The organism is Pseudomonas fluorescens Q2-87, assembly GCF_000281895.1.
In the GTDB taxonomy this organism is placed as follows: Bacteria; Pseudomonadota; Gammaproteobacteria; order Pseudomonadales; family Pseudomonadaceae; genus Aquipseudomonas; species Aquipseudomonas fluorescens_S.
This window is the reverse complement of record NZ_CM001558.1, coordinates 1024310-1047777: the sequence shown is the minus strand read 5'-3', so window position 1 is coordinate 1047777 and position 23468 is coordinate 1024310. Positions and strand designations below refer to the sequence as shown.

The following is a 23468-nucleotide window of genomic DNA, read 5'->3' as shown; positions in this document are numbered from 1 at the left end:
GGCCATGCGCGTTCTGATCATCGAAGACGAAGAAAAAACCGCGGACTACCTGCACCGCGGCCTGACCGAACAGGGCTATACCGTGGACGTTGCGCCAGACGGTATCGAGGGCCTGCACCTGGCCCTGGAAAGCGATTACGCAGTGATCGTGCTCGACGTGATGCTGCCGGGCCTGGACGGCTTCGGCGTGCTGCGAGCCCTGCGCGCGCGCAAGCAGACACCGGTGATCATGCTCACCGCCCGGGAACGGGTCGAAGACCGCATCAAGGGCCTGCGCGACGGCGCCGACGACTATCTTGGCAAGCCCTTCTCCTTCCTGGAACTGGTGGCCCGCCTGCAGGCCCTGACCCGTCGCAGTGGCGGCCACGAACCGGTGCAGGTGAGCATCGCCGACCTGTGGATCGACCTGATCAGCCGCAAGGCCACCCGCGCCGGCCAGCGCCTGGACCTGACGGCCAAGGAGTTCTCTCTGCTCAGCGTGCTGGCGCGCCGCCAGGGCGAGATCCTGTCGAAGACCGCCATTGCCGAAATGGTCTGGGACATCAATTTCGACAGCGACGCCAACGTCGTGGAAGTGGCAATCAAGCGCCTGCGGGCCAAGCTCGACGGGCCGTTCGAACAGAAGCTGCTGCACACCATCCGCGGGATGGGCTACGTGCTGGAGAGTCGAAGCGATGACCAACCCTAACAGCATCGCCCTGCGCCTGAGTGGCATGTTCACGCTGGTGGCGGCGCTGGTATTCCTGTTGATTGGCGGCGCCTTGTACCAGCAGGTCGTCAAGGGCCTTGGCCTGCTGCCCGAAGCCGAGCTCGATGCCCGCTACAGCGTCCTGGAATCCACCGTTGGCCGTTACGGCACGGCTGAGCACTGGGTCAAGATCAATAACAAACTGCGCCTGCTGGGCGAGGAAGACAAACGCATCCATTTCTGGATCGTCAGCGGTGATCCGCACTTTGAATACGGCAATCCCGATGCACGGGTCCGCGCCTTTGCCCAAGGGCCGCTGGGTAAACGCGACCTGAAGCTGCCCCATCGGCACTATCCAATGAAAGTGCTGGTGAGCCAGTTCCCGGCCAAGGACCATCGTCCGCCGCTGCGTTTCATGATCGGCATCGACACCGAGACCTTCTACCAGACCCAGCACCGTCTGCTGGTGGCCCTGGTGAGCCTGGCGATTGTCGGGGTGCTGCTGGCTTCGTTGCTGGGCTATTGGGTGGCGAAAATCGGCCTCAAGCCCCTGATAAAACTCTCCGACGAAGCCCAGCGCCTGGCCCCTCCTCGTCTGTCCGGGCGCTTGCAACTGACGCCGCTGCCGCCGGAACTCAGCCAGTTCGTCAGTTCCTTCAACGCCACCCTCGACCGGGTCGAGCAGGCCTATTCGCGGCTCGAATCGTTCAATGCCGATGTTGCCCATGAACTGCGCTCGCCCCTGACCAACCTCATCGGCCAGACCCAGGTGGCGCTGACCCGTGGGCGGTCGGCCGAACACTACTTCGAGGTCCTGCAATCCAACCTCGAAGAGTTGGAACGACTGCGCTCGATCATCAACGACATGCTGTTCCTGGCCAGTGCCGACCAGGGCAGCAAGGCCACCAAGCTGACCAGCACGTCCCTGGCCGGTGAAGTGGCAACCACCCTCGACTACCTGGATTTCATCCTCGAAGACGCCCAGGTCCAAGTCCGGGTCAGCGGCGACGCCAGGGCCAACATCGAGATCGCCCACCTGCGTCGCGCGTTGATCAACCTCCTGAGCAACGCCGTGCAGCACACCGCCCCAGGCCAGGTGATCGACGTGCGCATCGAAGCCCTTGGCGACCAGATCATCCTCGCCGTTACCAACCCCGGCGAACCGATCGCCGGCGAACACCTGCCGCGCCTGTTCGAACGCTTCTATCGGGTGGACGCCTCGCGCAGCAACAGCGGCGCCAACCACGGCTTGGGGCTGGCCATCGTCAAGGCGATAGCACTGATGCACGGTGGAGATGTGTTCGTGCGCAGTGACCATGGCGCCAATACCTTCGGGATCCGTTTACCGGCCTGACGCGTTCGCCCCCACGCTGCCTCCCTGGCGAATTTTCCAGCCCATTGAATGCTGGGCGAAAGCCAACTGGCGCAGAATCGGAATCCAACGGCCTTGCCTCGCTCCTACAGGTCATTGCGCGAACATTGATTGCCCGCTCGCACCGATCCAAGCACAATTCAGCAAAAGGCCAGTATCTGGCTCACTCCCAGTGATGCCCGCTTTTGGGACGGATCCCAGCCACACGACAATGCAGACATCGGAACCATGAGCGCGAGCAGTGCGACACCCCGCAATCCCCCCTCTTCGATACGCTCGGAACGGGTACTCGTACTGGCCAGTTCATTGGTCGTCATCGCCATCCTGGGCATCGTGACCTTCTTGCTGATTCGCGAGCACGCCAGTGCCCAGCAAGCGGCGACACGGGCGGCAACCAACATCGTGCAACTGATCGACGCCGACGTGCTGCGCAACGTCGAACTCTACGACCTGTCGCTGCAAGGCCTGATCGCTACCGCAAAACGTGACGACCTCAAGGATGTTTCGCCGACGATTCGCCATCTGGCCCTGTTCGACCGCGCCACGGCGGCGCCTTATAAAGGCGACATACTGCTGCTCGATAAGCGCGGCGATGTGATTGCCGATTCCGCCTCGATCGAACCGCGCAAAGGCAACTACGCCGATCGCGAATATTTCCAGTCCCACCTCCAGGATCCCAAGCCGGGCATGATGATCAGCCGCCCGTTCCGCTCCAGAAGTATCGCCCAGGACTGGCGCATCAGTTTCAGCTACCGACTGAGCGACGAGCAGGGTGACTTCCTGGGCGTGGCCGAGGCCGCGATGCGCCTGAGCTACTTCAGCCAACTGTTCAAGAGCCTGAACATCGGCCACGGCGGGACGGTCAACCTGGTCAGCCGCGACGGTATTCTATTGGCACAAGAACCACCCTTGGCCGAAGACATGATTGGCAAGGATTTCAGCAGCCGACCAAACTTCGTGCGCATCCTGCACGAAGGCAACGGCAGCTTTACCGGCATATCCAGCGTCGACCAGACGCAGCGCCTGTACACTTTTTCCCAGGTCGGCAACCTGCCACTGATCGTCGTGGTGGCGCTCTCCTCCCAAGAGGTATTTGCATCCTGGAAACGCACGGCATTACTGGTCAGCGGCGCCACGGGCGCGCTGTGCATCAGTTTGCTCTGGCTCACCTGGCTGCTGCGCCGCGAATTGAGACGCCGCCACAATGCCGAGCGGGAATTGGCGCAACTGGCTTCAATCGACTCGCTGACAGGGCTGGCCAACCGGCGAACACTGGACCAGATGCTGCAACAGGAATGGCTACGAGCCCAACGCTCGGGCCAACCGCTGTCTGTCCTGATGATCGATGCCGATCACTTCAAGGCGTTCAACGATCGCCATGGCCACCAGCGGGGGGATGAGGCCCTGCGAGCCCTGGCGCAGTTGATCGGCGAACATGTCCGGCGCCCCGCTGACCTTGCCGCGCGCTACGGCGGTGAAGAATTCTCGGTGGTGCTGCCAGAGACGACTACCGCAGGCGCCTTCACCATGGCCCAGAATATTCGCGAAGCCGTGGAACAGTTGCCGGGGGACGTGCCGATGACTGTCAGCATCGGCATCGCCACGTGGGTTCAAGGCCCGTACGGCGAACTGGAACAATTGCTGCACGCCGCCGACAAGGCGCTGTACCAGGCCAAGGCCAGTGGGCGTAATCGGGTGGTTTGTGCGATGTAGCAGCCGTTACAACCGCCACAAGTGCATCACTCCAAGGAATCGCGTTCATAAAAAAGGGCCACCCGAAGGCAGCCCTTAAAAAACTAGAGAGGTTTTTTGCTTACACGGCCGCGACAGGGCGCATGTAAGAGATTGGTGCGGTGCTGGCGTCTTCGAACGTCACGACTTCCCAAGCATCCTTCTGCTCAATCAACTTGCGCAGAAGCTGGTTGTTCAATGCGTGGCCGGACTTGAAGCCCTTGAACTCACCAATCAGGCTATTGCCCAGCAGGTAGAGGTCGCCGATAGCATCGAGGATCTTGTGCTTGACGAATTCGTCTTCATAACGAAGGCCGTCTTCGTTCAAAACACCATCGGAATCGACCACGATCGCGTTTTCAACACTGCCGCCGAGTGCGAGGTTGTGCTTGCGCAGGTACTCGATGTCACTCATGAAACCAAAGGTACGGGCGCGGCTGACTTCTTTTACGAACGAAGTGCTGGAAAAATCCACGCTTGCACTCTGGGTGCGGTCACGGAAAACCGGGTGATCGAAATCGATCTCGAAGCTCACCTTGAAACCTTCGAAAGGGACAAAAGTGGCGCGCTTGTCGCCATCTTCCACTGTCACTTCCCGCAGGATACGGATGAACTTCTTGGCTGCGTCCTGCTCTTCCAGGCCAGCCGATTGAATCAGGAATACGAAGGGTCCGGCACTGCCATCCATGATCGGGACTTCGGACGCGGAGAGCTCGACGTAGGCGTTATCGATGCCCAGGCCAGCCATGGCCGAGAGCAAATGCTCCACCGTATCCACTTTGGTGTCACCGTTGACCAACGTGGTCGACATAGTGGTTTCACCAACGTTTTCCGCGCGAGCAGGGATCTGCACCACAGGGTCGAGGTCGGCACGACAAAACACAATGCCGGTATCGATAGGCGCGGGCTTGAGGGTCAGGTAGACCTTCTCGCCGGAGTGCAAGCCGACACCTGTGGCACGGATAATATTCTTCAGGGTGCGTTGTTTAATCATGGCATGGGCCGCTTCAGCGCAAATTGCGAACTGGTATCAACAAAGGCTGGCGATGATAGCAGACCAGACCTTTGCTGAACACCAATCACCCGTATCCCCCTGATACATTCCATCAATCGGCCTGACGACGCAGGAATGCCGGGATGTCCAGGTAATCCAGATCGTCTTGTGGATTCATCTTCGCGGCAGTCGCAGCACCGGCCTGGGCCTGGTTGCGCATGACGGTCGGACGGTCCAGGTCACGGTAGTTCACCGCAGGCGCTTCCTGACGGGCAGACACTTGTTGTTGCGGTTGCGAAGCCATGGAGGTGTGAACGGTATTGTCGATGACCTTCACAGGCTTCTCGATTTTCGCGCCCAGACCGGTGGCAACCACGGTGACGTGCAGCTCATCGCGCATGTCTGGATCGATAACGGTACCGACCTTGACCATCGCGTGCTCGGAAGCGAAGGCTTCAATGATGCTACCCACGTCGGAGTACTCACCCAGGGACAGGTCAGGACCGGCGGTGATATTCACCAGGATGCCGCGTGCGCCTTGCAGGTTCACGTCTTCGAGCAATGGGTTGCGAATGGCCGCTTCGGTGGCCTCGCGTGCACGGTTCGGACCGCTGGCGCAGCCAGTGCCCATCATCGCCATGCCCATTTCGCTCATGACTGTCCGTACGTCGGCAAAGTCGACGTTGATCATGCCCGGACGCTTGATGATGTCGGAGATACCGCGAACGGCACCGGCCAGTACATCGTCAGCCTTGGCGAAAGCCGACAGGAGGCTCGCGTCTTTACCGAGGATGGTCAGCAGCTTCTCGTTGGGGATGGTGATCAACGAGTCAACGCTTTCAGACAGCAGACGGATACCTTCGTCGGCAATCTGCATGCGCTTGCGGCCTTCGAACGGGAACGGACGAGTCACCACCGCAACGGTGAGGATCCCCATTTCCTTGGCCACTTCGGCAATGATCGGCGCCGCACCGGTACCGGTACCGCCGCCCATGCCCGTCGTGATGAACACCATGTTGGTGCCCTGAAGGACTTCGGCAATGCGCTCACGGTCTTCGAGAGCGGCCTGACGACCGACTTCAGGGTTGGCGCCGGCGCCCAGGCCTTTGGTTACGCCAGTGCCCAGTTGCAGGATGGTCCGCGCGCCGATGGATTTCAGTGCCTGGGCATCAGTGTTGGCGCAGATGAATTCAACGCCTTCAATGTTGCTCTTGACCATGTGGTTGACAGCGTTGCCGCCGCCACCGCCGACTCCGATTACTTTGATAACCGGGCTAGCGGGGATGTTGTCTACGAGTTCAAACATTTTCCCTCTCCTTACATTCTCTAGTTTTTTTTCGCCTACTGCGTTTTTTACCGCCTTCCAGCGCCAAGCCTGAAACTTGCCGCTCGAAGCTTTGAACCTGTGTTAAAAATTGCCTTTCACCCAAGCCTGGAGCCGCTCGAACAGCGGCGCCTTCGGCTCGTCGTTGCTGTAGCTGTCGCGGCTGCCGATGCCTGAGAACGAAATCCCGTCGGACTGCTTTTGCAGGCCGTACATCAACAGGCCCACGCCAGTGGAATAGATCGGGTTGCGAACCACGTCATCCAGGCCCTTGACGCCATGGGGCACGCCCAGGCGCACCGGCATGTGGAAAATCTCTTCGGCCAGCTCGACCGCGCCTTCCATCTTCGACGTACCGCCGGTCAGCACGATGCCGGCCGGGATCAGGTCTTCGTAGCCGCTGCGACGCAGCTCGGCCTGGATCAGCGTGAACAATTCGTCGTAGCGCGGCTCGACCACTTCGGCCAGGGCCTGGCGGGACAGTTCGCGCGGTGGACGGTCGCCGACGCTTGGCACCTTGATGGTTTCACCGGCACCGGCCAGTTTCGCCAGGGCGCAGGCGTAGCGGATCTTGATTTCCTCGGCGTACTGGGTCGGGGTGCGCAGCGCCATGGCGATGTCGTTGGTCACCTGGTCGCCGGCAATCGGGATCACCGCCGTGTGGCGAATGGCGCCTTCGGTGAAGATCGCGATGTCGGTGGTGCCGCCGCCGATGTCCACCAGGCACACGCCCAGCTCTTTCTCGTCGTCGGTCAGCACCGAGTAGGCCGAGGCCAGTTGCTCAAGGATGATGTCGTCGATTTCCAGGCCGCAGCGGCGCACGCATTTTTCAATGTTCTGTGCCGCGTTCACGGCACAGGTGACCACGTGGACCTTGGCTTCCAGGCGCACGCCGGACATGCCCAGGGGCTCACGCACGCCTTCCTGGTTATCGATCACGTAATCCTGCGGCAGGGTGTGCAGCACACGCTGGTCGGCCGGGATCGCTACGGCCTGGGCCGCGTCGAGCACGCGTTCGAGGTCGGCGGAGCTGACTTCGCGATCACGAATCGCCACGATGCCGTGGGAGTTGAGGCTGCGGATGTGATTGCCCGCCACGCCGACGAACGCCGAGTGGATCCGGCAACCGGCCATCAGCTGCGCTTCTTCGATGGCGCGCTGGATCGATTGCACGGTGGACTCGATGTTCACCACCACGCCTTTTTTCAAGCCGCGGGACGGGTGCGTACCGATCCCGACGATGACCAGCGTGCCGTCGTCCGCGACTTCGCCTACCAGCGCTACCACCTTGGAAGTGCCGATATCCAGACCGACGATCATTTTTCCGCTTTGCACGTTTGCCATGGGTCCTGCCTCTTCTTAATTCTTCGCGACGGCGGGTGCGGCCGTCGTCGGCGCTACAGGTTCGCGCCAGCCAACAGCGAGGCCGTTGGCGTAGCGCAGATCGATGCGCGCAATGTTCGTAATCTGTTCTTTGAGCGTCTTGTCATAGATGGCGATGAAGCGGCGCATCTTTTCAACCAGGTTGCCGCGACCGAGCAGCAGCTCGATGCCCGGTCCCGAGCTGCCCGCGCCAGTGGTCAGGAACCAGCTGCCGCGCTCACGCAATTCCAGGCGCGCGATGGAGAAGCCCAGAGGCCGCAACATCTGACTCAACACCTGGTATTGCTGCATCACTTGCTGCTGGGCCCGCTGAGGACCGAACAGTTGTGGCAAATGTTCGTAGTTCGCCAGTTCCCGCGGCGTGAACGCCTGGCCCTGGTTGTTCAGCAACGACTCGTCGCCCCAACGGGCCACTGGCAGTTGCTCTTCCAGGCGAATAGACACCTGGTCTGGCCATACCCGCCGTACTTCGGCATGGGCGATCCAGGGCATCTGTTCCAGTTCGGTGCGCATGGCCGCCAGGTCGATGGTGAAGAAGCTCGACGCCACGTAGGGGGCGATCCGCTGCTGCACCGCTTGCTGGCTGATGTAACTCAAGTCGCCCTGCACGTTGATCCGGGCAATCGGCCGGTCGGCATAAGGCAGCAGCCGTTGTGCGCCTTCATACGTACCGAACCCCAACACCACCAGCAGTACCGGCCAGAACAGGCTCTTGAGAAAACCAAAATTGGCTTTCGGCAGGCGCGCCGACATCGGCTCCTTGGCCACCATCCGGCTGGCACCCCGCGGCACCGGCTTGCGGCCGGGTGCGGTGGGCTGATGACGAAGCGATGCGCCTTGCATGGCTTAACCTCTTGGCTCTTGATGGCCGACACTGGCCGCCAGGATCGACAACACCAGTTGCTGGAAATCCAGGCCGGCAGCACGGGCCGCCATTGGCACCAGGCTGTGATCGGTCATGCCCGGCGCGGTGTTGACTTCCAGGAACCAGAACTGCCCGTCGGCATCCTGCATCACGTCCGCCCGGCCCCAACCGGCAATACCCAGCGCCTCACAGGCCTTGGCCGTGAGGTCCATCAGTTGTTTTTCCTTGGCGGCGTCCAGCCCGCAGGGAATGCGGTACTGGGTATCGTTGGCGATGTATTTGGCGTCGTAGTCGTAGAACGTGTGGGGCGTGCCCAGGGCAATCGGGGGCAACACCTGGTCACGCAGGGTGGCGATGGTGAACTCGGGACCGGTGATCCATTGCTCGACCAACACTTGCGAATCGTAGGAACTGGCGTCTTTCCATGCCGCGGTCAACTCAGGCAGCGAATTCACTTTCGCCATGCCGATACTTGAACCTTCATGGGCCGGTTTGACGATCAAAGGAAACCCCAGTTCCGTCGCCGCCGAAATACAATCGGCCTCGCTCGCCAAAACAGCGTGACGCGGCGTCGGAATACCGAGGCTGTGCCAGACCTGCTTGGTGCGCAACTTGTCCATGGCCAAGGCAGACGCGAGGATGCCGCTGCCGGTGTAGGGAATGCCCAGGCATTCGAGCAGGCCTTGCATGCTGCCGTCTTCACCGCCGCGACCATGAAGAATGATGAAGGCGCGGTCGATTTTTTCGCTCAGCAGCCGCTGCAGGAAATCGTCGCCCACATCGATGCCGAAGGCGTCGACACCGGCGCTTTGCAGGGCTTGCAACACGGCGTTGCCGGACTTGAGGGACACCTCGCGCTCGGCGCTCTTGCCGCCGAACAGCACGGCAACACGACCGAAGGCTTTCGGCTCTATGGTCGAGACCAGATTGGCGTAGGCAGCAGTCATTTCAGTTTCCCCTCGCTGGAAGCCACGATTGCCCCAGCGAATAACGGACTTTTCAACAGTTTCGGGGCCAGGCCTCCGATGTCGCCGGCACCCTGGCACAGCAAGATGTCACCGGCGCGCAGCAACGGCTTGACCAGCGGTGCGAGGTCCACGCCGCGCTCGATGTAGATCGGGTCCAACTGTCCGCGTTGGCGAATGCTGTGGCATAGCTGACGACTGTCGGCACCCGGGATCGGCTCTTCGCCGGCCGGATAGACTTCCATCAGCAGCAATACGTTGGCGTCCGCCAGCACCTGGACGAAATCGTCGTACAGGTCGCGGGTGCGGCTATAGCGGTGTGGTTGGTAGACCATCACCAGGCGCCGCTCCGGCCAACCGCCGCGCACGGCCTTGATCACAGCCGCGACTTCGGTCGGGTGATGGCCGTAGTCGTCCACCAGCATCACGTTGCCGCCGTCCACCGGCAGTTCGCCGTAGACCTGGAAGCGTCGGCCTACGCCCTGGAACCCGGACAGGCCCTGGACGATGGCGTCGTCGCCGACGCCTTCGTCGGTGGCAATGCAAATGGTCGCCAGCGCGTTGAGGACGTTGTGGTTGCCGGGCATGTTCACCGACACATCCAGCGGCTCGCGATCAGGGCGCAGCACGGTAAAGAAGGTCTGCATGCCCTGCTGGCGTACGTTGATGGCGCGCACGTCGACATCTTCGCCAAAGCCATAGGTCACGGTCGGACGCTTGATCAGCGGCAGGATTTCGCGCACCACCGGATCGTCCAGGCATACCACCGCCAAACCGTAGAACGGCAGGTTGTGCAGGAACTCGACGAAGGTTTTCTTCAGCTTGTTGAAGTCACCGTCGTAGGTCGCCATGTGGTCGGCGTCGATGTTGGTCACCACGGCCACCAGCGGTTGCAGGTGCAGGAAGCTCGCATCGCTCTCGTCGGCTTCGGCGATCAGGTAGCGACTGGTGCCCAACTGGGCATTGGTGCCAGCGGCATTCAGACGGCCACCGATGACGAACGTCGGGTCCAGGCCACCGGCGGCAAACACCGAGGCGATCAGGCTGGTGGTGGTGGTCTTGCCGTGAGTACCGGCGACGGCGATGCCGTGGCGGTAGCGCATCAGTTCGGCCAGCATCTCGGCGCGCGGGACCACGGGAATGCGACGCTCCAGGGCGGTGGCGACTTCCGGGTTGGAGGTGTTCACGGCGCTGGAAACCACCAGCACATCGGCATTGGCGGCGTTCTCGGCACGGTGGCCGATAAAGATCTGTGCGCCGAAGGACTCCAGGCGCTCGGTAACCGGGGATGCCTTCAGGTCGGAACCCGAGACCTGGTAACCCAGGTTCAGCAGCACTTCGGCGATCCCGCACATGCCCACGCCGCCGATACCGACGAAGTGGATGCGGCGGATACGGCGCATTTCCGGTTGGGGCATGGCTTTGCGATTCTCAACCATGGGCCACCTCCAGGCAGGTATCGACCACTTGGGCCGTGGCATCGGGTTTGGCCAGGCGGCGCGCGGCGCGAGCCATGTCTTCAAGTCGTTGCGGCTGCATCAAAACCTCTGTCAGGCGGGCGGCAAGATCCGCAGCGCCAGTCGTTCTTTGCGGCATCAGGAAGGCAGCGCCTTCACGGGCCAAATAATCGGCATTGCGGGTCTGGTGATCGTCAATGGCGTGGGGCAGAGGCACCAGCATCGAGGGCAGACCGGCGGCAGCCAGTTCACTGATGGTCAGCGCGCCTGCGCGGCAGATCACCAGGTCGGCCCAGCCATAGGCTTGGGCCATGTCTTTGATGAACGGCTGCACCTGCGCCTCGACACCGGCGGCGCGGTAGCGCTCGGCAGTCACTTCATCGTGGTTTTTGCCGGCCTGGTGAAACACCTCCGGGCGCAGTTCGGTGGCGACCTGCGACAAGGCTTCGGGCAGCAATTTGTTCAACGGCTCTGCTCCCAGGCTTCCACCGAGGATCAGCAAACGCGCTTTGCGTCCGGCCAGGGCCGGGCGCGGTGTATCCAGGAACAGCTCGTTGCGCACCGGATTACCGGTGGTGCGGCGGCTGCCCGACAGGGTAAAGGTGTCGGGAAAGGCTTCACAGACCCGAGCGGCCAACGGCACCAGTAACCGATTGGCGGTACCGGCCACGGCGTTCTGCTCGTGAACGATCACCGGCACACCGGCCAGTTTTGCCGCGACACCACCAGGACCGGTCACATAACCGCCAAACCCGACCACGCAGACCGGCCGCAACCGACGGATGATCGCCCGCGCCTGCCAGATCGACTTGAGCAGCATCAGCGGCGCCTTGAGCAACGACAGCTTACCCTTGCCGCGCAGGCCGCTTGCATCGATCCGATGCAGCTCCAGGCCGGCGCCGGGCACCAGTTCGTTCTCGATGCCCCGTGGCGTACCCAGCCAGTGCACGGTGTAGCCGCGCGCCTGGAATTCCCGGGCACAAGCCAGCGCCGGGAACACATGCCCGCCGGTACCGCCGGCCATGATCAGCACATTAGCGCCCATGGGTCGGCTCCTCGGCGAAGTCGCTTTCCTGGAATTCCATCTCTTCGCTGCCCAGGTGGGTTCGACTCTCCCATTCGATGCGCAGCAGCAAGCCGAGGCAGGCACAGCAGATCACCAGGGAGCTGCCGCCATAACTGAGGAACGGCAGTGTCAGGCCCTTGGTCGGCAACAGGCCGACGTTCACGCCGATGTTGATCAAGAACTGACCGATCCACAGGAACGACAAGCCGTAGGCCACGTAGGCGGCAAAAAATTGCTTGGCCTTCTCGGCCCACAAGCCGATGTACATGCCGCGCACGCAGACGAATACGAACAAGGCAACGGTGCACAACGAGCCCACCACACCCAGTTCTTCGGCCAGGACCGAGAACACGAAGTCGGTGTGCGCTTCGGGCAGGTAGAACTGCTTCTGCACGCTGTTGCCCAGGCCCACACCCAGCCATTCGCCGCGACCGAAGGCGATCAACGCCTGGGTCAATTGATAGCCGGAACCGAATTGGTCGGCCCACGGATCGGTAAAGGTGATCAGTCGCGCCATCCGATAAGGTTGCGCCTGCACCAGCACCGTCACGGCCGCCACTGCCAGCGCCACCATCAGGGTGAAACGGAACAACCCGACGCCGCCCAGGAACAGCATCGCCGCCGCCGCGCCCATCATTACCACCGTGGCACCGAAGTCCGGCTCCATCAGCAGCAGCCCGGCCATCGGCAGCAACACGATGAACGGTTTGAAAAAGCCCATCCAGCTCTCGCGCACTTCTTTCTGGCGACGCACCAGATAACCGGCGAGGTAGATCACCACGAACACCTTGGCGATTTCCGACGGCTGCACGTTGAAGAAGCTGAAGCCGATCCAGCGCATCGAGCCGTTGACCTCGCGACCGATCCCCGGCAACAGCACCATCACCAGCAAGCCGAAGGCGCCGATCAGCATCAACCAGCCCAAGCGTTGCCAGGTGGCGATCGGCACCATCATGGTGACAATGCACGCCCCCAGGCCGATCACCAGGTAAACCAGGTGGCGGATCATGTGATAAAGCGTGTTGCCCGACTGCACGGCGGCCACTTCCGACGACGCCGACGTGATCATCACCAGGCCCAGGCCCAGCAGCGCCAGGCAACCGGCGAGCATTGGGAAATCCAGATCGATGCCACGCCCGGTAATCAACGGCGACGGGTACGGCTTGATGATATTCATCAGGCTCATGCCAGTTCCTCCGCGGCCCGGGCGAACAACTGCCCACGTTCTTCGTAATTCTTGAACATGTCGAAGCTGGCGCAGGCCGGCGACAACAGGACTGCGTCGCCCGGTTGAGCAAGGGCGCGGCACTGCTGCACCGCTTCGTCCAGCGAAGCGACCCGAATCAGCGGCACGGCATCGCCGAGCGCCTGGGCGATCAGTTCGCGGTCGCGGCCCATCAGCACCACGGCACGGCAGTTGGCCGCCACCGGATCGCGCAGGTCCTTGAAGTCTGCCCCTTTGCCGTCGCCGCCGGCGATCAGCACGAGTTTGCCCTCGATATCCGCCCCCAGCCCTTCAATGGCGGCCAGCGCGGCACCAACATTGGTGGCCTTGGAATCGTTGTACCAGGCCACGCCATCAAGGTCGCGCACCCACTGGCAACGGTGTTCCAGGCCGGCAAAGTTACGCAATGCCGACAGCATCGCCTCGAACGGCAGGCCGACCGCGTGGCCCAAGGCCAGGGCCGCCAGGGCATTGGCCTGGTTGTGAGCACCACGGACTTTCAATTCGCGCACCGGCATCAGGTTCTGGAATTCGAAGGCCAGGTATTTCTCGCCGTTCTCTTCGCGCAAACCGAAGCCTTTGAAATCCGGAACACCGAGGCCGAAGGTCCAGTACGGCAGCCCTTCGCCGATCAGCGGACGGGTCAGCGCGTCCTGACGGTTGAACACCACTTGCCGGGCGCCCCGGAAGATCCGGTGCTTGGCCAGGTGATAAGCCGGCAGGCCGCTGTAGCGGTCCATGTGGTCTTCGCTGATGTTGAGCACGGTTGCCACTTCGGCATTCAACTGGTCGGTGGTTTCGAGTTGGAAGCTCGACAGTTCCATCACGTACAGCTCGACGTCGTCACTGAGCAGGTCCAGCGCCGGAGTGCCGAGGTTACCGCCCACGGCGACACGCTTGCCAGCCGCTGCCGCCATCTCGCCCACCAGGGTGGTGACCGTGCTTTTCGCGTTGGAGCCGCTGATGGCAATGATCGGTGCCTTGGCGTTACGCGCAAACAGCTCGATGTCGCCGGACAGTTTCACGCCACGGGCAGCCGCCGCCTGCAGGGCCGGGGTCGCCAGGGCCAGGCCAGGGCTCACGTAGAGTTCATCGGCGCGACACAGGAACTCGACGTCCAGCTCGCCACAACGCACGTCCACCTGTGGATAGTCACGCCGCAGCGTGGCCAGCTCAGGAGGATTTTCCCGCGTATCGGCCACGGCAAACGACACGCCCCGGTTCGCCAGGAAGCGAACCAGGGACATGCCGCTCTTGCCGAGGCCGACAACGATGCGGAAGTGGTCAGAAGCGATCAGGGACACTCGTTCTACCTCAGCTTCAGGGTGGCAAGGCCGACCAGGACCAGGATCACGGTGATGATCCAGAAACGGACGATCACACGCGGCTCGGGCCAGCCCTTGAGTTCAAAGTGGTGGTGGATCGGCGCCATGCGAAATACCCGGCGGCCGGTCAATTTAAAGGAGGCAACCTGAATGACGACTGACAGGGTCTCCATTACGAATACGCCGCCCATGATGAACAGGACGATTTCCTGGCGAACGATGACGGCGATGGTGCCCAAGGCTGCGCCCAGCGCCAACGCACCGACGTCGCCCATGAAGACTTGCGCCGGGTAGGTGTTGAACCAGAGGAAGCCCAGGCCGGCGCCGATCAGCGCACCGCAGAACACGATCAGCTCGCCTGCCCCGGGCACATACGGGATCAACAGGTACTCAGCGAACTTCACGTTGCCCGACAGGTAGCAGAAGATCCCCAGCGCGCCGCCGACCATCACCGTCGGCATGATCGCCAGGCCGTCAAGGCCATCGGTGAGGTTGACCGCGTTGCTCGAACCGACGATGACCAGGTAGGTCAGCACGATGAAACCTGCGCCCAGCGCAATGCTGTAATCCTTGAGCATCGGCAGGATCAGGGTGGTTTCCACCGGCGAGGCGGCGGTCATATAAAGGAAGATCGCCGCGCCGAGGCCGAACACCGATTGCCAGAAATATTTCCAGCGGCTTGGCAGCCCACGGGAGTTCTTCTCGATCACCTTACGGTAGTCATCGACCCAGCCGATGGCGCCAAACAGCAGTGTCACCAGCAGCACGACCCAGACGTAACGGTTCGCCAGGTCAGCCCAGAGCAAGGTGCTGATGCCAATGGACGACAGGATCAACGCGCCGCCCATGGTCGGGGTGCCGGACTTGGACAGGTGCGATTGCGGGCCGTCGTTACGGACCGACTGGCCGATTTGCAGGTTCTGCAAAGTGCGGATCATCCACGGGCCCAGGAACAGCGACAACGACAGCGCAGTCAGTACACCCAGGATCCCGCGCAGGGTCAGGTACTGGAAGACCGCGAAGCCTTTGTGGAACTGTTGCAGGTACTCCGCTAGCAGCAGCAGCATTAATGTTTCTCCATCGGGGTGCCGCACAATGCCGCGACGATGTTTTCCATCGCCGCACTGCGTGAGCCCTTGATCAGTAAGGTGGTGTTCGGGTCCTGCTCGGCACTCAGCGCCTGAATCAGTTCGGCCTGGGTGGTGAAGTGCTGCGCGTGCTCGCCAAACGCGGCGACCGCATGGGCCATCATCGGGCCCACTGCATAAAGCGCATCGACCTTGCCGCGGGCATAGGCGCCGACGTCGTGATGGCCCTGTTGCGCCCATTCGCCCAACTCGCCGATATCTCCCAGCACCAGCACGGTACGGCCGGAGAAACCGGCAAGGATATCCACCGCCGCGCACATGGACGTCGGGTTGGCGTTGTAGGTGTCGTCGATCACGCGCATGCCATTACTGGCCAGTTGCGCGACGGTGCGTCCCTTGACCGGTTGCACCGCGTTCAGCCCGGCGACGATGCCCGGCAGCGAAACGCCGAGGGCATGGGCAGCCGCCGCAGCCGCCAGGGCATTGGCAACGTTATGGGTGCCGAGCAGGTTCAACTGGACCCGCTCGACGCCGTCGGGGCTGTGCAGATTGAAGGCTGGGCAGCCGCGGGCATCACGATCCAGGTCGCTGGCGTAGAAATTCGCGGCAAGATTGCTCAGGGCGAAAGTCAGCACCTTGCGCTCGCCCGCACGGGTCTTCCAGATTTCGAAAGCCTTGTCGTCAAGATTCAGCACGGCGACGCCATCGGCAGCCAGCCCCTCGATGATCTCGCCCTTGGCCTCGACGATTTTTTCCGGGCCGCCGAACTCACCAACGTGGGCAGTCCCGGCGTTATTGAGTACGGCCACGTGAGGCTTGGTCAGGCCCACGGTGTAGGCGATCTCGCCAAGGCGTGAAGCGCCCAGTTCAATGACCGCGGCGCTGTGTTCCGGCGCCAGTTCCAGCAGGGTCAGCGGTACGCCGAGGTCGTTGTTCAGGTTGCCACGGGTTGCCAGCACCGGACCGCGGGTGCGCAGGATGCTGGCAAGCATTTCCTTGACCGTGGTCTTGCCGCTGGAACCGGTGATTGCCGCGACCGGGTTGGCATAGGCCGCGCGGTTCAGCGCACCGAGCTGGCCCAGGGCCTGGCGGGTGTCGCTGACCAGCAATTGCGGCAACGTGCTGTTGGTCACTTCCCGCTCGACCAGTGCAGCGACCGCGCCCTTGGCCGCAACTTCGTTCAAGTAATCGTGGCCGTCGAAACGCGGCCCGGTGAGAGCCACGAACAACTGCCCAGGCGCAATGGCCCGGCTGTCGATGCTGACGCCATCGAAGCTGGCGTCGGCAGCGACGAGACGCGCATTCAGGACGTTGGTCAGTTCGCTCAGTTTCAAGGCCTTAAGCATGGGCCACCTCCCACGCGGTCAAGGCATGATCGGCTTCCACCAGATCGGAAAAAGCATGGCGTTCGCCATTGATTTCCTGATAGTCCTCGTGCCCCTTGCCGGCCAGGACGATGACGTCGTCCGCCGACGCGCTGGCGATCAACTGGGCAATGGCCTGGCCGCGACCGGCCACGAAGGTGACGTTGTCCACGGCCGAGAAACCGCCGCGGATGTCATCGAAAATTCGCAACGGGTCTTCGCTGCGCGGGTTGTCGTCGGTGACCAGCACGCCGTCGGCCAGGCGTTCGACCACTTCGGCCATCAGCGGACGCTTGCCGCGATCACGATCGCCACCGCAACCGAACAGGCACAGCAACTTGCCCTTGGCGTGAGGCCGCAGGGCCGACAGGACTTTTTCCAGGGCATCGGGAGTATGGGCGTAATCGACCACCACCAGCGGTTGCGTACCGCCACCCAGGCGTTGCATGCGCCCCGCCGGCCCTTCGAGCTTCGGCAGGACCTTGAGGATTTCGTCCAGCGCATAGTCCAGGCCGAGCAAGGCACCAATGGCGGCCAGTACGTTGCTCAGGTTGAAGCGTCCCAGCAAGGTGCTGCGCAAATGATGCTCACCCTGGGGCGTAACCAGCGTGGCGAGCACACCTTCATCGGTGAATTGCGCCTGGCGTACATATAAGTAGGCGCTGGCATCTTCCTGGCTGTAGGTGATCAAGCGGGACTCGCGTTTGTCGGCAGCCAATTGTCGGCCGAACTCGTCATCGATGTTGATGACCCGGCATTTCAGCTCATTCCAGGCGAACAGCTTGGCCTTCGCTTCGCCGTAGGCCTGCATGGTGCCGTGGTAATCCAGGTGGTCACGGGACAGGTTGGTCAGCACGGCGACGTCGAACGCCAGCGCAGTCACTCGCCCCTGGTCCAGGCCGTGGGAGGAGACTTCCATCGCAACGGCCTTCGCGCCGGCCTTCTTCAGGTCCGCCAGGGTCGCTTGCACGGCGATGGGGTTCGGCGTGGTGTGCAGGCCGCTTTCCAGCGCGCCATGGAAACCGTTGCCCAGGGTACCGACGATGCCGCAATGCTGGCCGAGCAGGTCCAAAGCCTGGGCCACCAGTTGGGTCACGCTGGTCTTGCCGTTGGTGCCGGTCACGCCAACAAGGTTCAGGTGGCGACTCGGGTCGCCGTAGAAACGCCCGGCGATGTCCGACAGTTGCGCCGCCAGCCCCTTGACCGGTATCAGCGGAACGTCAGTGATCGGCAGCACGGTCGCGCCTGCCACTTCATAAGCCACGGCTGCCGCGCCGCGCTTCAACGCATCGGCGATATGGGCACGACCATCGAAACGAGCACCCGGCACCGCCAGGAACAGGTCCCCGGCACGTACATTGCGGCTATCCAGGGCCAACTCGCGGATCAACAGGTCGTGGCCGGCGTGGGCAAAGATCTTGTTCAGGCTCAGGGACATCAGCCACGCCCTCCTTCGGCTTTCAAGGGTATGACCGGCGCGGTATTGGCCTGCTGCGTCGGCGGCAGGTTATCCGGGGTAATGTTCATCAGGCGAAGGGTGCCGGACATCACCTTGCTGAATACCGGCGCCGACACCAGGCCACCGAAGTAGCCGGCCTTGCTCGGCTCGTCGATGACCACGACGATTGCATAGCGTGGATCGCTCATCGGGCCGAAGCCGGCGAACAGCGAACGGTAGGAGTTTTCGGCATAGCCCTTGGTGCCCACGGAGGTCTTGCGGGCGGTACCCGACTTGCCTGCTACGTGATAGGCCGGAACCTGGGCGCGGAACACGCCACGCGGAGCTTCGATCACCTGTTGCAGCATGCCTTGCATGGTCTTGGCGACATTCTCCGGAATCACCTGGGTCGTCTGCGGCGCCTTGTCGGTCTTGATCAGGGTCAGCGGTGCCATGCGCCCATTGTTGGCCAGCGCGGAAAACGCATGGACCAACTGGATTGCCGTCACGGAAACACCGTAGCCGTAGGACAAGGTCGCCGTTTCAGCCTTGCGCCAGTCGCGGTAGTTCGGCAGGTTGCCGACGCGTTCGCCCGGGAAGCCCAGGCCGGTATCCTGGCCAAGGCCGATTTTCTGTGCCAGGCGGTAGATCGTCTCGCCGCCGATGTCGAAGGCAATCTTGCTCATGCCCACGTTACTGGAGTTGATCAGGATGCCGGTCAGGTCAAGCACCGGGCCTTCGGTCTTGGAAACGTCGCGGATGGTGTACTTGCCGATCTGCAGCGTGCCCGGATAAACCTCGACGGTGTCGCTCGGCTTCCAGCGCCCGGTTTCCAGGGCCGCAGCCATGGAAACGGCTTTCATGGTCGAACCCGGTTCGAACACGTCGATCATCGCCCGGTTGCGCATCATGGCTGGTTGCAAGTTGCGACGGTTGTTCGGGTTGTAGGTGGGCTGGTTGACCATGGCGAGGATCTCGCCGGTCTTCACGTCCATGATCACCAGGCTGCCAGCCTTGGCACCGTTCTCGACGATGGCATTGCGCAGCTCACGGTTGGCCAGGTATTGCAGGCGCAGGTCAATGGACAACGCCAAGGGCTTGCCGGCCTTGGCGTTTTTGGTGACTTGGACATCCTTGATCAGCCTGCCGCGCCGGTCCTTGATGACCTGGCGCTTGCCGGCGACTCCGGCGAGCCATTCGTCATAGGCCAGCTCGACACCTTCGCGGCCTCGATCATCGATGTCGGTGAACCCGACCATGTGGGCCGTGACTTCACCGGCCGGATAAAAACGCCGGAACTCTTCGATGCCATATACGCCTGGCACTTTAAGGTCGAGCACGCTCTGGCCCTGCTCGGGCGTCAACCCGCGCACCAGATAAATGAATTCCTTGTTGGCCTGGGCTTCAAGGCGCTCGGCCAGAGCCTTCGGATCCTGGCCAAGGGCGGCAGCCAACGCAGGCCACTTTTCCTTGGCCAGCTGCATTTCCTTGGCGTTTGCCCACAGGGTCGTCACCGGAGTACTCACGGCCAACGGTTCGCCATTGCGGTCGGTAATCAAGCCACGGTGCGCCGGAATCGGGATATGCCGCACGCTGCGCGCATCGCCCTGCCCCTTGAGGAAGTCGCGGTCGACAACCTGCAGGTCAATGATGCGCCAGGAAATCGCCGCGACCATGACCCCAAGCAAACCCAGGACCAGACGGAACCGCCACGGGAACAGTGCCCCTTCGAGTTTCATCATGGCGCCACCATTTGTACTTCAGCGGCACCGGGGATGCGCATCTTCAACTGCTCGGTGGCCAATACTTCGATGCGGCTATGGGCGGTCCAGGTGCTCTGCTCCAGGATCAACCGACCCCACTCGGCCTGCGCCTTGTCGCGCACACTCAGTTCGTTGTAAAGGGTATTGAGCAACTGCCGGTTCCAGTGCGCGCTATAAGACACGGCGATGGCCGACACGAGCACGCCAATAAATAGCAGCAGCATGAAAAAGCTGCCGCCAGGCAGAGGCTTGGCGAAGAGCTTGCTCACCGCAACTTCTCCGCAACACGCATGACAGCGCTACGGGCACGCGGGTTGGCCTTGAGCTCGGCCTCGGAGGCGAACTGCGCCTTGCCGTGAATCTTGATCTTTGGCACGAAGGCTTCGAAACGCACCGGCAGGTTGCGTGGCAGATTATCGGCTTCGCCCTTGGTAAGTTTGCGCATGAACAGCTTGACGATACGGTCTTCCAGGGAATGGAAGCTGATCACCACCAGCCGGCCACCGATCTCCAGCGCTTCAAGCGCTGCCTCAAGGCCGGCTTCCAGATCGCCCAGTTCATTGTTGACGTGGATGCGCAGCCCCTGGAACGCGCGGGTCGCCGGGTTCTTGCCCTTTTCCCACGCTGGGTTGGCGACTTTCAGCACCTCGGCCAGGTCGCCGGTGCGCTCGAATGGCTTGATGTCGCGACGCTCGACCACGGCACGGGCCATACGGCCGGAGAAACGCTCTTCTCCGTATTCCTTGAAGACACGGGCGATTTCCTCCACCGGGGCGGTGTTGACGAATTCGGCGGCGCTGATCCCGCGGGACGGGTCCATGCGCATGTCCAGCGGGCCGTCATTGAGGAAACTGAAGCCGCGCTCGGGATCATCCAGTTGCGGCGAAGACACGCCCAGGTCGAGCAGCACACCACTGACCTTGCCGGCCAGGCCGCGCCCGGCGACCTCCGAACCCAGCTCGGCAAAGCTGCGCTGCACAACGACAAAGCGGCCGTCTTCGGCCGCCAGCGCTTGCCCGGTGGCAATCGCTTGAGGATCCTTGTCGAACCCCAGCAGCCGGCCGTCCGGACCGAGCTGGCTGAGAATCAGCCGGCTGTGCCCGCCACGCCCGAACGTGCCGTCCAGATAGCAGCCATCAGGACGTACGGCGAGAGCCTCGACGGCTTCGTCAAGCAGTACGGTGATGTGGTTAAAGCCGCTATCAGTAGTCACAGGATCAAATCACGCAGTTCATCAGGCATGGCGCCCGGTTGTTGAATAGCAGCCAGGTCAGCGGCAGAAACCGCATTCCAGGCATCTTCGTCCCACAGCTGGAACTTGTTCAGTTGGCCGACCAGCATCGCGCGCTTATCCAGCTTGGCGTACTCGCGCAGGCGCGGCGGCACCAGGAAACGACCGCTGCCGTCGAGCTCCAGATCAACGGCATTACCAATCAGCAGGCGTTGCAAGCGACGGTTTTCTTCACGCAGCGAAGGCAGCGCGCGCAGTTTGGTTTCGATGATTTCCCACTCATCCAGAGGGTAAACAGACAAACATGGATCAACGGCGTCGATCGTGACGATTAACTGCCCCGAACTTCGCGAAACGAGCTCGTCACGATACCGGCTCGGCATGGCGAGACGGCCTTTTGCATCGAGACTGATAGCGTTAGCTCCGCGAAACACGTCAGCGTTTCTCCACTTTTTAGCGTTTTACCTTCAAAAAAACCCACTTCGTGCCACTTTCCGCCACTTGCGCACACTATAGGAATGCGCCTACCGCACCGTCAAGGCGCGGATTGAAGGAAAAGCCTTATAGATCGGAGATTTAGGAGCGTTTCAGGAGGGTCAACAAGAATCTGACGTAGGAATATTCGCCTCAACCCGAGAGAGCACAGGAGGCTGCGCGCACAAGTTAAAGTGATTTGTTAAGAGTAAGATTTTTTTGGTATTAGGAACTGCGTCTGCCAGTGATTCTGGCAGGGAGGGAAAAGGTGGAGAGTCGATCTGTAAGCCGGGTTCTGTCTTGAACAGTCATTCGTCTACGATGGCCATCACTGGACATCTTTAGCAACCTACCCGGTCCCAGCGCGGGCCACGCCTTGGGACCCTATTTGGTCTTGCTCCAAGTGGGGTTTACCTAGCCACGAACTGTTGCCAGCCGTGCGGTGCGCTCTTACCGCACCTTTTCACCCTTACCGGCGCCGAAGCGCTTAGGCGGTTATTTTCTGTGGCACTTTCCGTAGGCTCACGCCTCCCAGGCATTACCTGGCACTTCGCCCTATGGAGCCCGGACTTTCCTCCCCCCCCTAATTTTCATAGGGGGCAGCGACTGTCCGATCGACTCTCCGCCGCGAAGGTTAACGGTAGAGCGCCTGAAGAACAAGCGCTAAAAGCCTTTAGCCCGCCCGTCGTCCCGGCTCACTGCCCCTTCTGTTTTTCCAGCGCGACCTGATAAAGCACGTTCTTGCGCTCACCAGTAATCTGCGCCGCCAGGGCAGTAGCACGCTTGAGAGGCATTTCCTCCAGCAGCAGGTCGAGGATGCGCATCGCTTCACTGCTGACAGCGTCTTCATTGTCCGGCGGCGTCCAGCCCGCCACCAACACGACGCACTCGCCGCGCTGCTGGTTGCTGTCGCCTTCGACAAAGGCACGCAACTGCGCCAACGGCAGGCCCTTCAGGGTTTCAAAGGTTTTGGTCAGCTCACGGGCCAGCAGCGCCTGGCGCTCGGGGCCAAATACCAGCTCCATGTCTTGCAGGCACTCAAGGATGCGGTGCGGCGCTTCATAGAAGATCAGCGTGCGCGGCTCTTCCTTTATAGCCTCCAGGCGCGCCCGTCGCCCCACCGCCTTGGCCGGCAGGAAACCCTCGAAGATGAAGCGATCCGACGGCAGACCCGCCGCCGACAGCGCAGCAATCAATGCACAAGCACCTGGCACCGGTACCACGGCGATGCCGGCCGCCCGGGCTTGGCGCACCAAGTGATAGCCTGGGTCGGAAATCAGCGGCGTCCCCGCATCGGAAATCAGCGCGACGTTATCGCCTGCCAGCAGCCGGGTAATGAAGCGACTGCCTTCGTCGCGCTCATTGTGTTCATGGCAGGCCGCCAATGGCGTGGAAATACCGAAATGCTGCAACAGGCGCTGCGAGTGCCGCGTGTCTTCAGCCGCAATGAGCGCAACCTCCTGCAGGATTTTCAGCGCCCGGGCACTGATATCGTCCAGGTTGCCGATGGGCGTCGCCACCACATAAAGCGAGCCGGCAGCGGAATTCAAAGCACCTGGAGCAGTCAAAACGCACACCTCACGGTCGGTAAAAACCGCCATTGTAGCGTGTGCTGACGGTCTCGGCTGTTCACATTAGCCATTGGGGCAATACCTGCCTTTTGTGCTGCACCGCACTCTTTGAAATACCTAAATTGATCGATTCACGCCACTAAC

20 protein-coding genes and 1 other RNA gene are annotated in these 23468 nt (G+C 61.9%); 3 read left to right on the top strand and 18 right to left on the bottom strand.

Annotated elements, in window-relative coordinates:
• Positions 1–4: 4 nt before the first annotated feature.
• The 3 genes from PFLQ2_RS22900 to PFLQ2_RS22910 all read left to right on the top strand — a co-directional run bounded on the left by PFLQ2_RS22900 (position 5) and on the right by PFLQ2_RS22910 (position 3773).
• On the top strand, positions 5–688 hold the full coding sequence (locus PFLQ2_RS22900) for a heavy metal response regulator transcription factor (RefSeq protein ID WP_003178245.1): 684 nt from the start codon (positions 5–7) through the stop codon (positions 686–688).
• Positions 675–2042, top strand: a complete 1368-nt coding sequence (locus PFLQ2_RS22905; protein WP_003178243.1) for a heavy metal sensor histidine kinase — start codon at positions 675–677, stop codon at positions 2040–2042. The genes PFLQ2_RS22900 and PFLQ2_RS22905 overlap by 14 nt, the downstream gene beginning before the upstream one ends.
• A gap of 246 nt (positions 2043–2288) precedes the next feature.
• Positions 2289–3773 carry a sensor domain-containing diguanylate cyclase gene (locus tag PFLQ2_RS22910; RefSeq protein ID WP_003178241.1) on the top strand — a complete coding sequence of 495 codons (1485 nt, stop codon included), beginning with the start codon at positions 2289–2291 and terminating at the stop codon, positions 3771–3773.
• Between the two features lie 100 nt (positions 3774–3873).
• Here the strand turns inward: PFLQ2_RS22910 and lpxC are convergent, their stop codons facing one another.
• From lpxC to rsmI, 18 genes are all read right to left on the bottom strand, one after another.
• Positions 3874–4785, bottom strand: coding sequence for a UDP-3-O-acyl-N-acetylglucosamine deacetylase (gene lpxC / locus PFLQ2_RS22915; protein ID WP_003178240.1), 912 nt, complete (start codon positions 4783–4785; stop codon positions 3874–3876).
• Positions 4786–4897: 112 nt separating this feature from the next.
• Positions 4898–6091 carry a cell division protein FtsZ gene (ftsZ, locus tag PFLQ2_RS22920; RefSeq protein ID WP_003178239.1) on the bottom strand — a complete coding sequence of 398 codons (1194 nt, stop codon included), beginning with the start codon at positions 6089–6091 and terminating at the stop codon, positions 4898–4900.
• Positions 6092–6193: 102 nt separating this feature from the next.
• On the bottom strand, positions 6194–7453 hold the full coding sequence (ftsA, locus tag PFLQ2_RS22925; RefSeq protein ID WP_003178237.1) for a cell division protein FtsA: 1260 nt from the start codon (positions 7451–7453) through the stop codon (positions 6194–6196).
• A gap of 15 nt (positions 7454–7468) precedes the next feature.
• A complete protein-coding gene (locus PFLQ2_RS22930; RefSeq protein ID WP_033045919.1) occupies positions 7469–8335 on the bottom strand; it encodes a cell division protein FtsQ/DivIB in 867 nt (288 codons plus the stop codon).
• Between the two features lie 3 nt (positions 8336–8338).
• The gene (locus tag PFLQ2_RS22935) at positions 8339–9304 is read right to left on the bottom strand and encodes a D-alanine--D-alanine ligase (RefSeq protein WP_003178232.1); all 966 of its coding nucleotides are present in this window, start codon (positions 9302–9304) and stop codon (positions 8339–8341) included.
• A complete protein-coding gene (gene murC, locus PFLQ2_RS22940; RefSeq protein ID WP_003178230.1) occupies positions 9301–10761 on the bottom strand; it encodes a UDP-N-acetylmuramate--L-alanine ligase in 1461 nt (486 codons plus the stop codon). Before murC ends, PFLQ2_RS22935 begins: the two co-directional genes overlap by 4 nt.
• Positions 10754–11824: an undecaprenyldiphospho-muramoylpentapeptide beta-N-acetylglucosaminyltransferase gene (gene murG, locus PFLQ2_RS22945; RefSeq protein WP_003178228.1), complete on the bottom strand. Its 1071-nt coding sequence runs from the start codon at positions 11822–11824 to the stop codon at positions 10754–10756. Before murG ends, murC begins: the two co-directional genes overlap by 8 nt.
• Positions 11814–13031, bottom strand: coding sequence for a putative lipid II flippase FtsW (gene ftsW, locus PFLQ2_RS22950; RefSeq protein WP_003178227.1), 1218 nt, complete (start codon positions 13029–13031; stop codon positions 11814–11816). The genes murG and ftsW overlap by 11 nt, the downstream gene beginning before the upstream one ends.
• Positions 13028–14374 carry a UDP-N-acetylmuramoyl-L-alanine--D-glutamate ligase gene (gene murD, locus PFLQ2_RS22955; protein WP_003178225.1) on the bottom strand — a complete coding sequence of 449 codons (1347 nt, stop codon included), beginning with the start codon at positions 14372–14374 and terminating at the stop codon, positions 13028–13030. Before murD ends, ftsW begins: the two co-directional genes overlap by 4 nt.
• Before the next feature lie 5 nt (positions 14375–14379).
• On the bottom strand, positions 14380–15462 hold the full coding sequence (mraY, locus tag PFLQ2_RS22960; protein ID WP_003178223.1) for a phospho-N-acetylmuramoyl-pentapeptide-transferase: 1083 nt from the start codon (positions 15460–15462) through the stop codon (positions 14380–14382).
• On the bottom strand, positions 15462–16829 hold the full coding sequence (locus PFLQ2_RS22965; protein WP_003178222.1) for a UDP-N-acetylmuramoyl-tripeptide--D-alanyl-D-alanine ligase: 1368 nt from the start codon (positions 16827–16829) through the stop codon (positions 15462–15464). Before PFLQ2_RS22965 ends, mraY begins: the two co-directional genes overlap by 1 nt.
• Complete coding sequence (locus PFLQ2_RS22970; protein ID WP_003178219.1) at positions 16822–18285, bottom strand: UDP-N-acetylmuramoyl-L-alanyl-D-glutamate--2,6-diaminopimelate ligase; 1464 nt, start codon at positions 18283–18285, stop codon at positions 16822–16824. The genes PFLQ2_RS22965 and PFLQ2_RS22970 overlap by 8 nt, the downstream gene beginning before the upstream one ends.
• Entirely contained in the window at positions 18285–20024 is a 1740-nt protein-coding gene (locus PFLQ2_RS22975) for a peptidoglycan D,D-transpeptidase FtsI family protein (protein ID WP_172680581.1), read from the bottom strand. The genes PFLQ2_RS22970 and PFLQ2_RS22975 overlap by 1 nt, the downstream gene beginning before the upstream one ends.
• On the bottom strand, positions 20024–20317 hold the full coding sequence (gene ftsL / locus PFLQ2_RS22980; RefSeq protein ID WP_003178214.1) for a cell division protein FtsL: 294 nt from the start codon (positions 20315–20317) through the stop codon (positions 20024–20026). Before ftsL ends, PFLQ2_RS22975 begins: the two co-directional genes overlap by 1 nt.
• A complete protein-coding gene (rsmH, locus tag PFLQ2_RS22985) occupies positions 20314–21261 on the bottom strand; it encodes a 16S rRNA (cytosine(1402)-N(4))-methyltransferase RsmH (protein ID WP_003178211.1) in 948 nt (315 codons plus the stop codon). Before rsmH ends, ftsL begins: the two co-directional genes overlap by 4 nt.
• Positions 21258–21713, bottom strand: coding sequence for a division/cell wall cluster transcriptional repressor MraZ (gene mraZ / locus PFLQ2_RS22990; protein WP_003178209.1), 456 nt, complete (start codon positions 21711–21713; stop codon positions 21258–21260). The genes rsmH and mraZ overlap by 4 nt, the downstream gene beginning before the upstream one ends.
• A gap of 308 nt (positions 21714–22021) precedes the next feature.
• Positions 22022–22375, bottom strand: an RNA gene (rnpB, locus tag PFLQ2_RS28395) — RNase P RNA component class A.
• A 73-nt stretch (positions 22376–22448) separates the two neighbouring features.
• Positions 22449–23354, bottom strand: a complete 906-nt coding sequence (gene rsmI / locus PFLQ2_RS22995) for a 16S rRNA (cytidine(1402)-2'-O)-methyltransferase (RefSeq protein WP_172680578.1) — start codon at positions 23352–23354, stop codon at positions 22449–22451.
• Positions 23355–23468 lie beyond the last annotated feature (114 nt).

Coding starts and splice junctions, on each gene's coding strand:
- PFLQ2_RS22900 (WP_003178245.1), top strand. CDS start 5: ATGCGCGTTCTGATCATCGAAGACGAAGAAAAAACCGCGGACTACCTG.
- PFLQ2_RS22905 (WP_003178243.1), top strand. CDS start 675: ATGACCAACCCTAACAGCATCGCCCTGCGCCTGAGTGGCATGTTCACG.
- PFLQ2_RS22910 (WP_003178241.1), top strand. CDS start 2,289: ATGAGCGCGAGCAGTGCGACACCCCGCAATCCCCCCTCTTCGATACGC.
- lpxC (WP_003178240.1), bottom strand. CDS start 4,785: ATGATTAAACAACGCACCCTGAAGAATATTATCCGTGCCACAGGTGTC.
- ftsZ (WP_003178239.1), bottom strand. CDS start 6,091: ATGTTTGAACTCGTAGACAACATCCCCGCTAGCCCGGTTATCAAAGTA.
- ftsA (WP_003178237.1), bottom strand. CDS start 7,453: ATGGCAAACGTGCAAAGCGGAAAAATGATCGTCGGTCTGGATATCGGC.
- PFLQ2_RS22930 (WP_033045919.1), bottom strand. CDS start 8,335: ATGCAAGGCGCATCGCTTCGTCATCAGCCCACCGCACCCGGCCGCAAG.
- PFLQ2_RS22935 (WP_003178232.1), bottom strand. CDS start 9,304: ATGACTGCTGCCTACGCCAATCTGGTCTCGACCATAGAGCCGAAAGCC.
- murC (WP_003178230.1), bottom strand. CDS start 10,761: ATGGTTGAGAATCGCAAAGCCATGCCCCAACCGGAAATGCGCCGTATC.
- murG (WP_003178228.1), bottom strand. CDS start 11,824: ATGGGCGCTAATGTGCTGATCATGGCCGGCGGTACCGGCGGGCATGTG.
- ftsW (WP_003178227.1), bottom strand. CDS start 13,031: ATGAGCCTGATGAATATCATCAAGCCGTACCCGTCGCCGTTGATTACC.
- mraY (WP_003178223.1), bottom strand. CDS start 15,462: ATGCTGCTGCTGCTAGCGGAGTACCTGCAACAGTTCCACAAAGGCTTC.
- PFLQ2_RS22965 (WP_003178222.1), bottom strand. CDS start 16,829: ATGCTTAAGGCCTTGAAACTGAGCGAACTGACCAACGTCCTGAATGCG.
- PFLQ2_RS22970 (WP_003178219.1), bottom strand. CDS start 18,285: ATGTCCCTGAGCCTGAACAAGATCTTTGCCCACGCCGGCCACGACCTG.
- PFLQ2_RS22975 (WP_172680581.1), bottom strand. CDS start 20,024: ATGAAACTCGAAGGGGCACTGTTCCCGTGGCGGTTCCGTCTGGTCCTG.
- rsmI (WP_172680578.1), bottom strand. CDS start 23,354: ATGGCGGTTTTTACCGACCGTGAGGTGTGCGTTTTGACTGCTCCAGGT.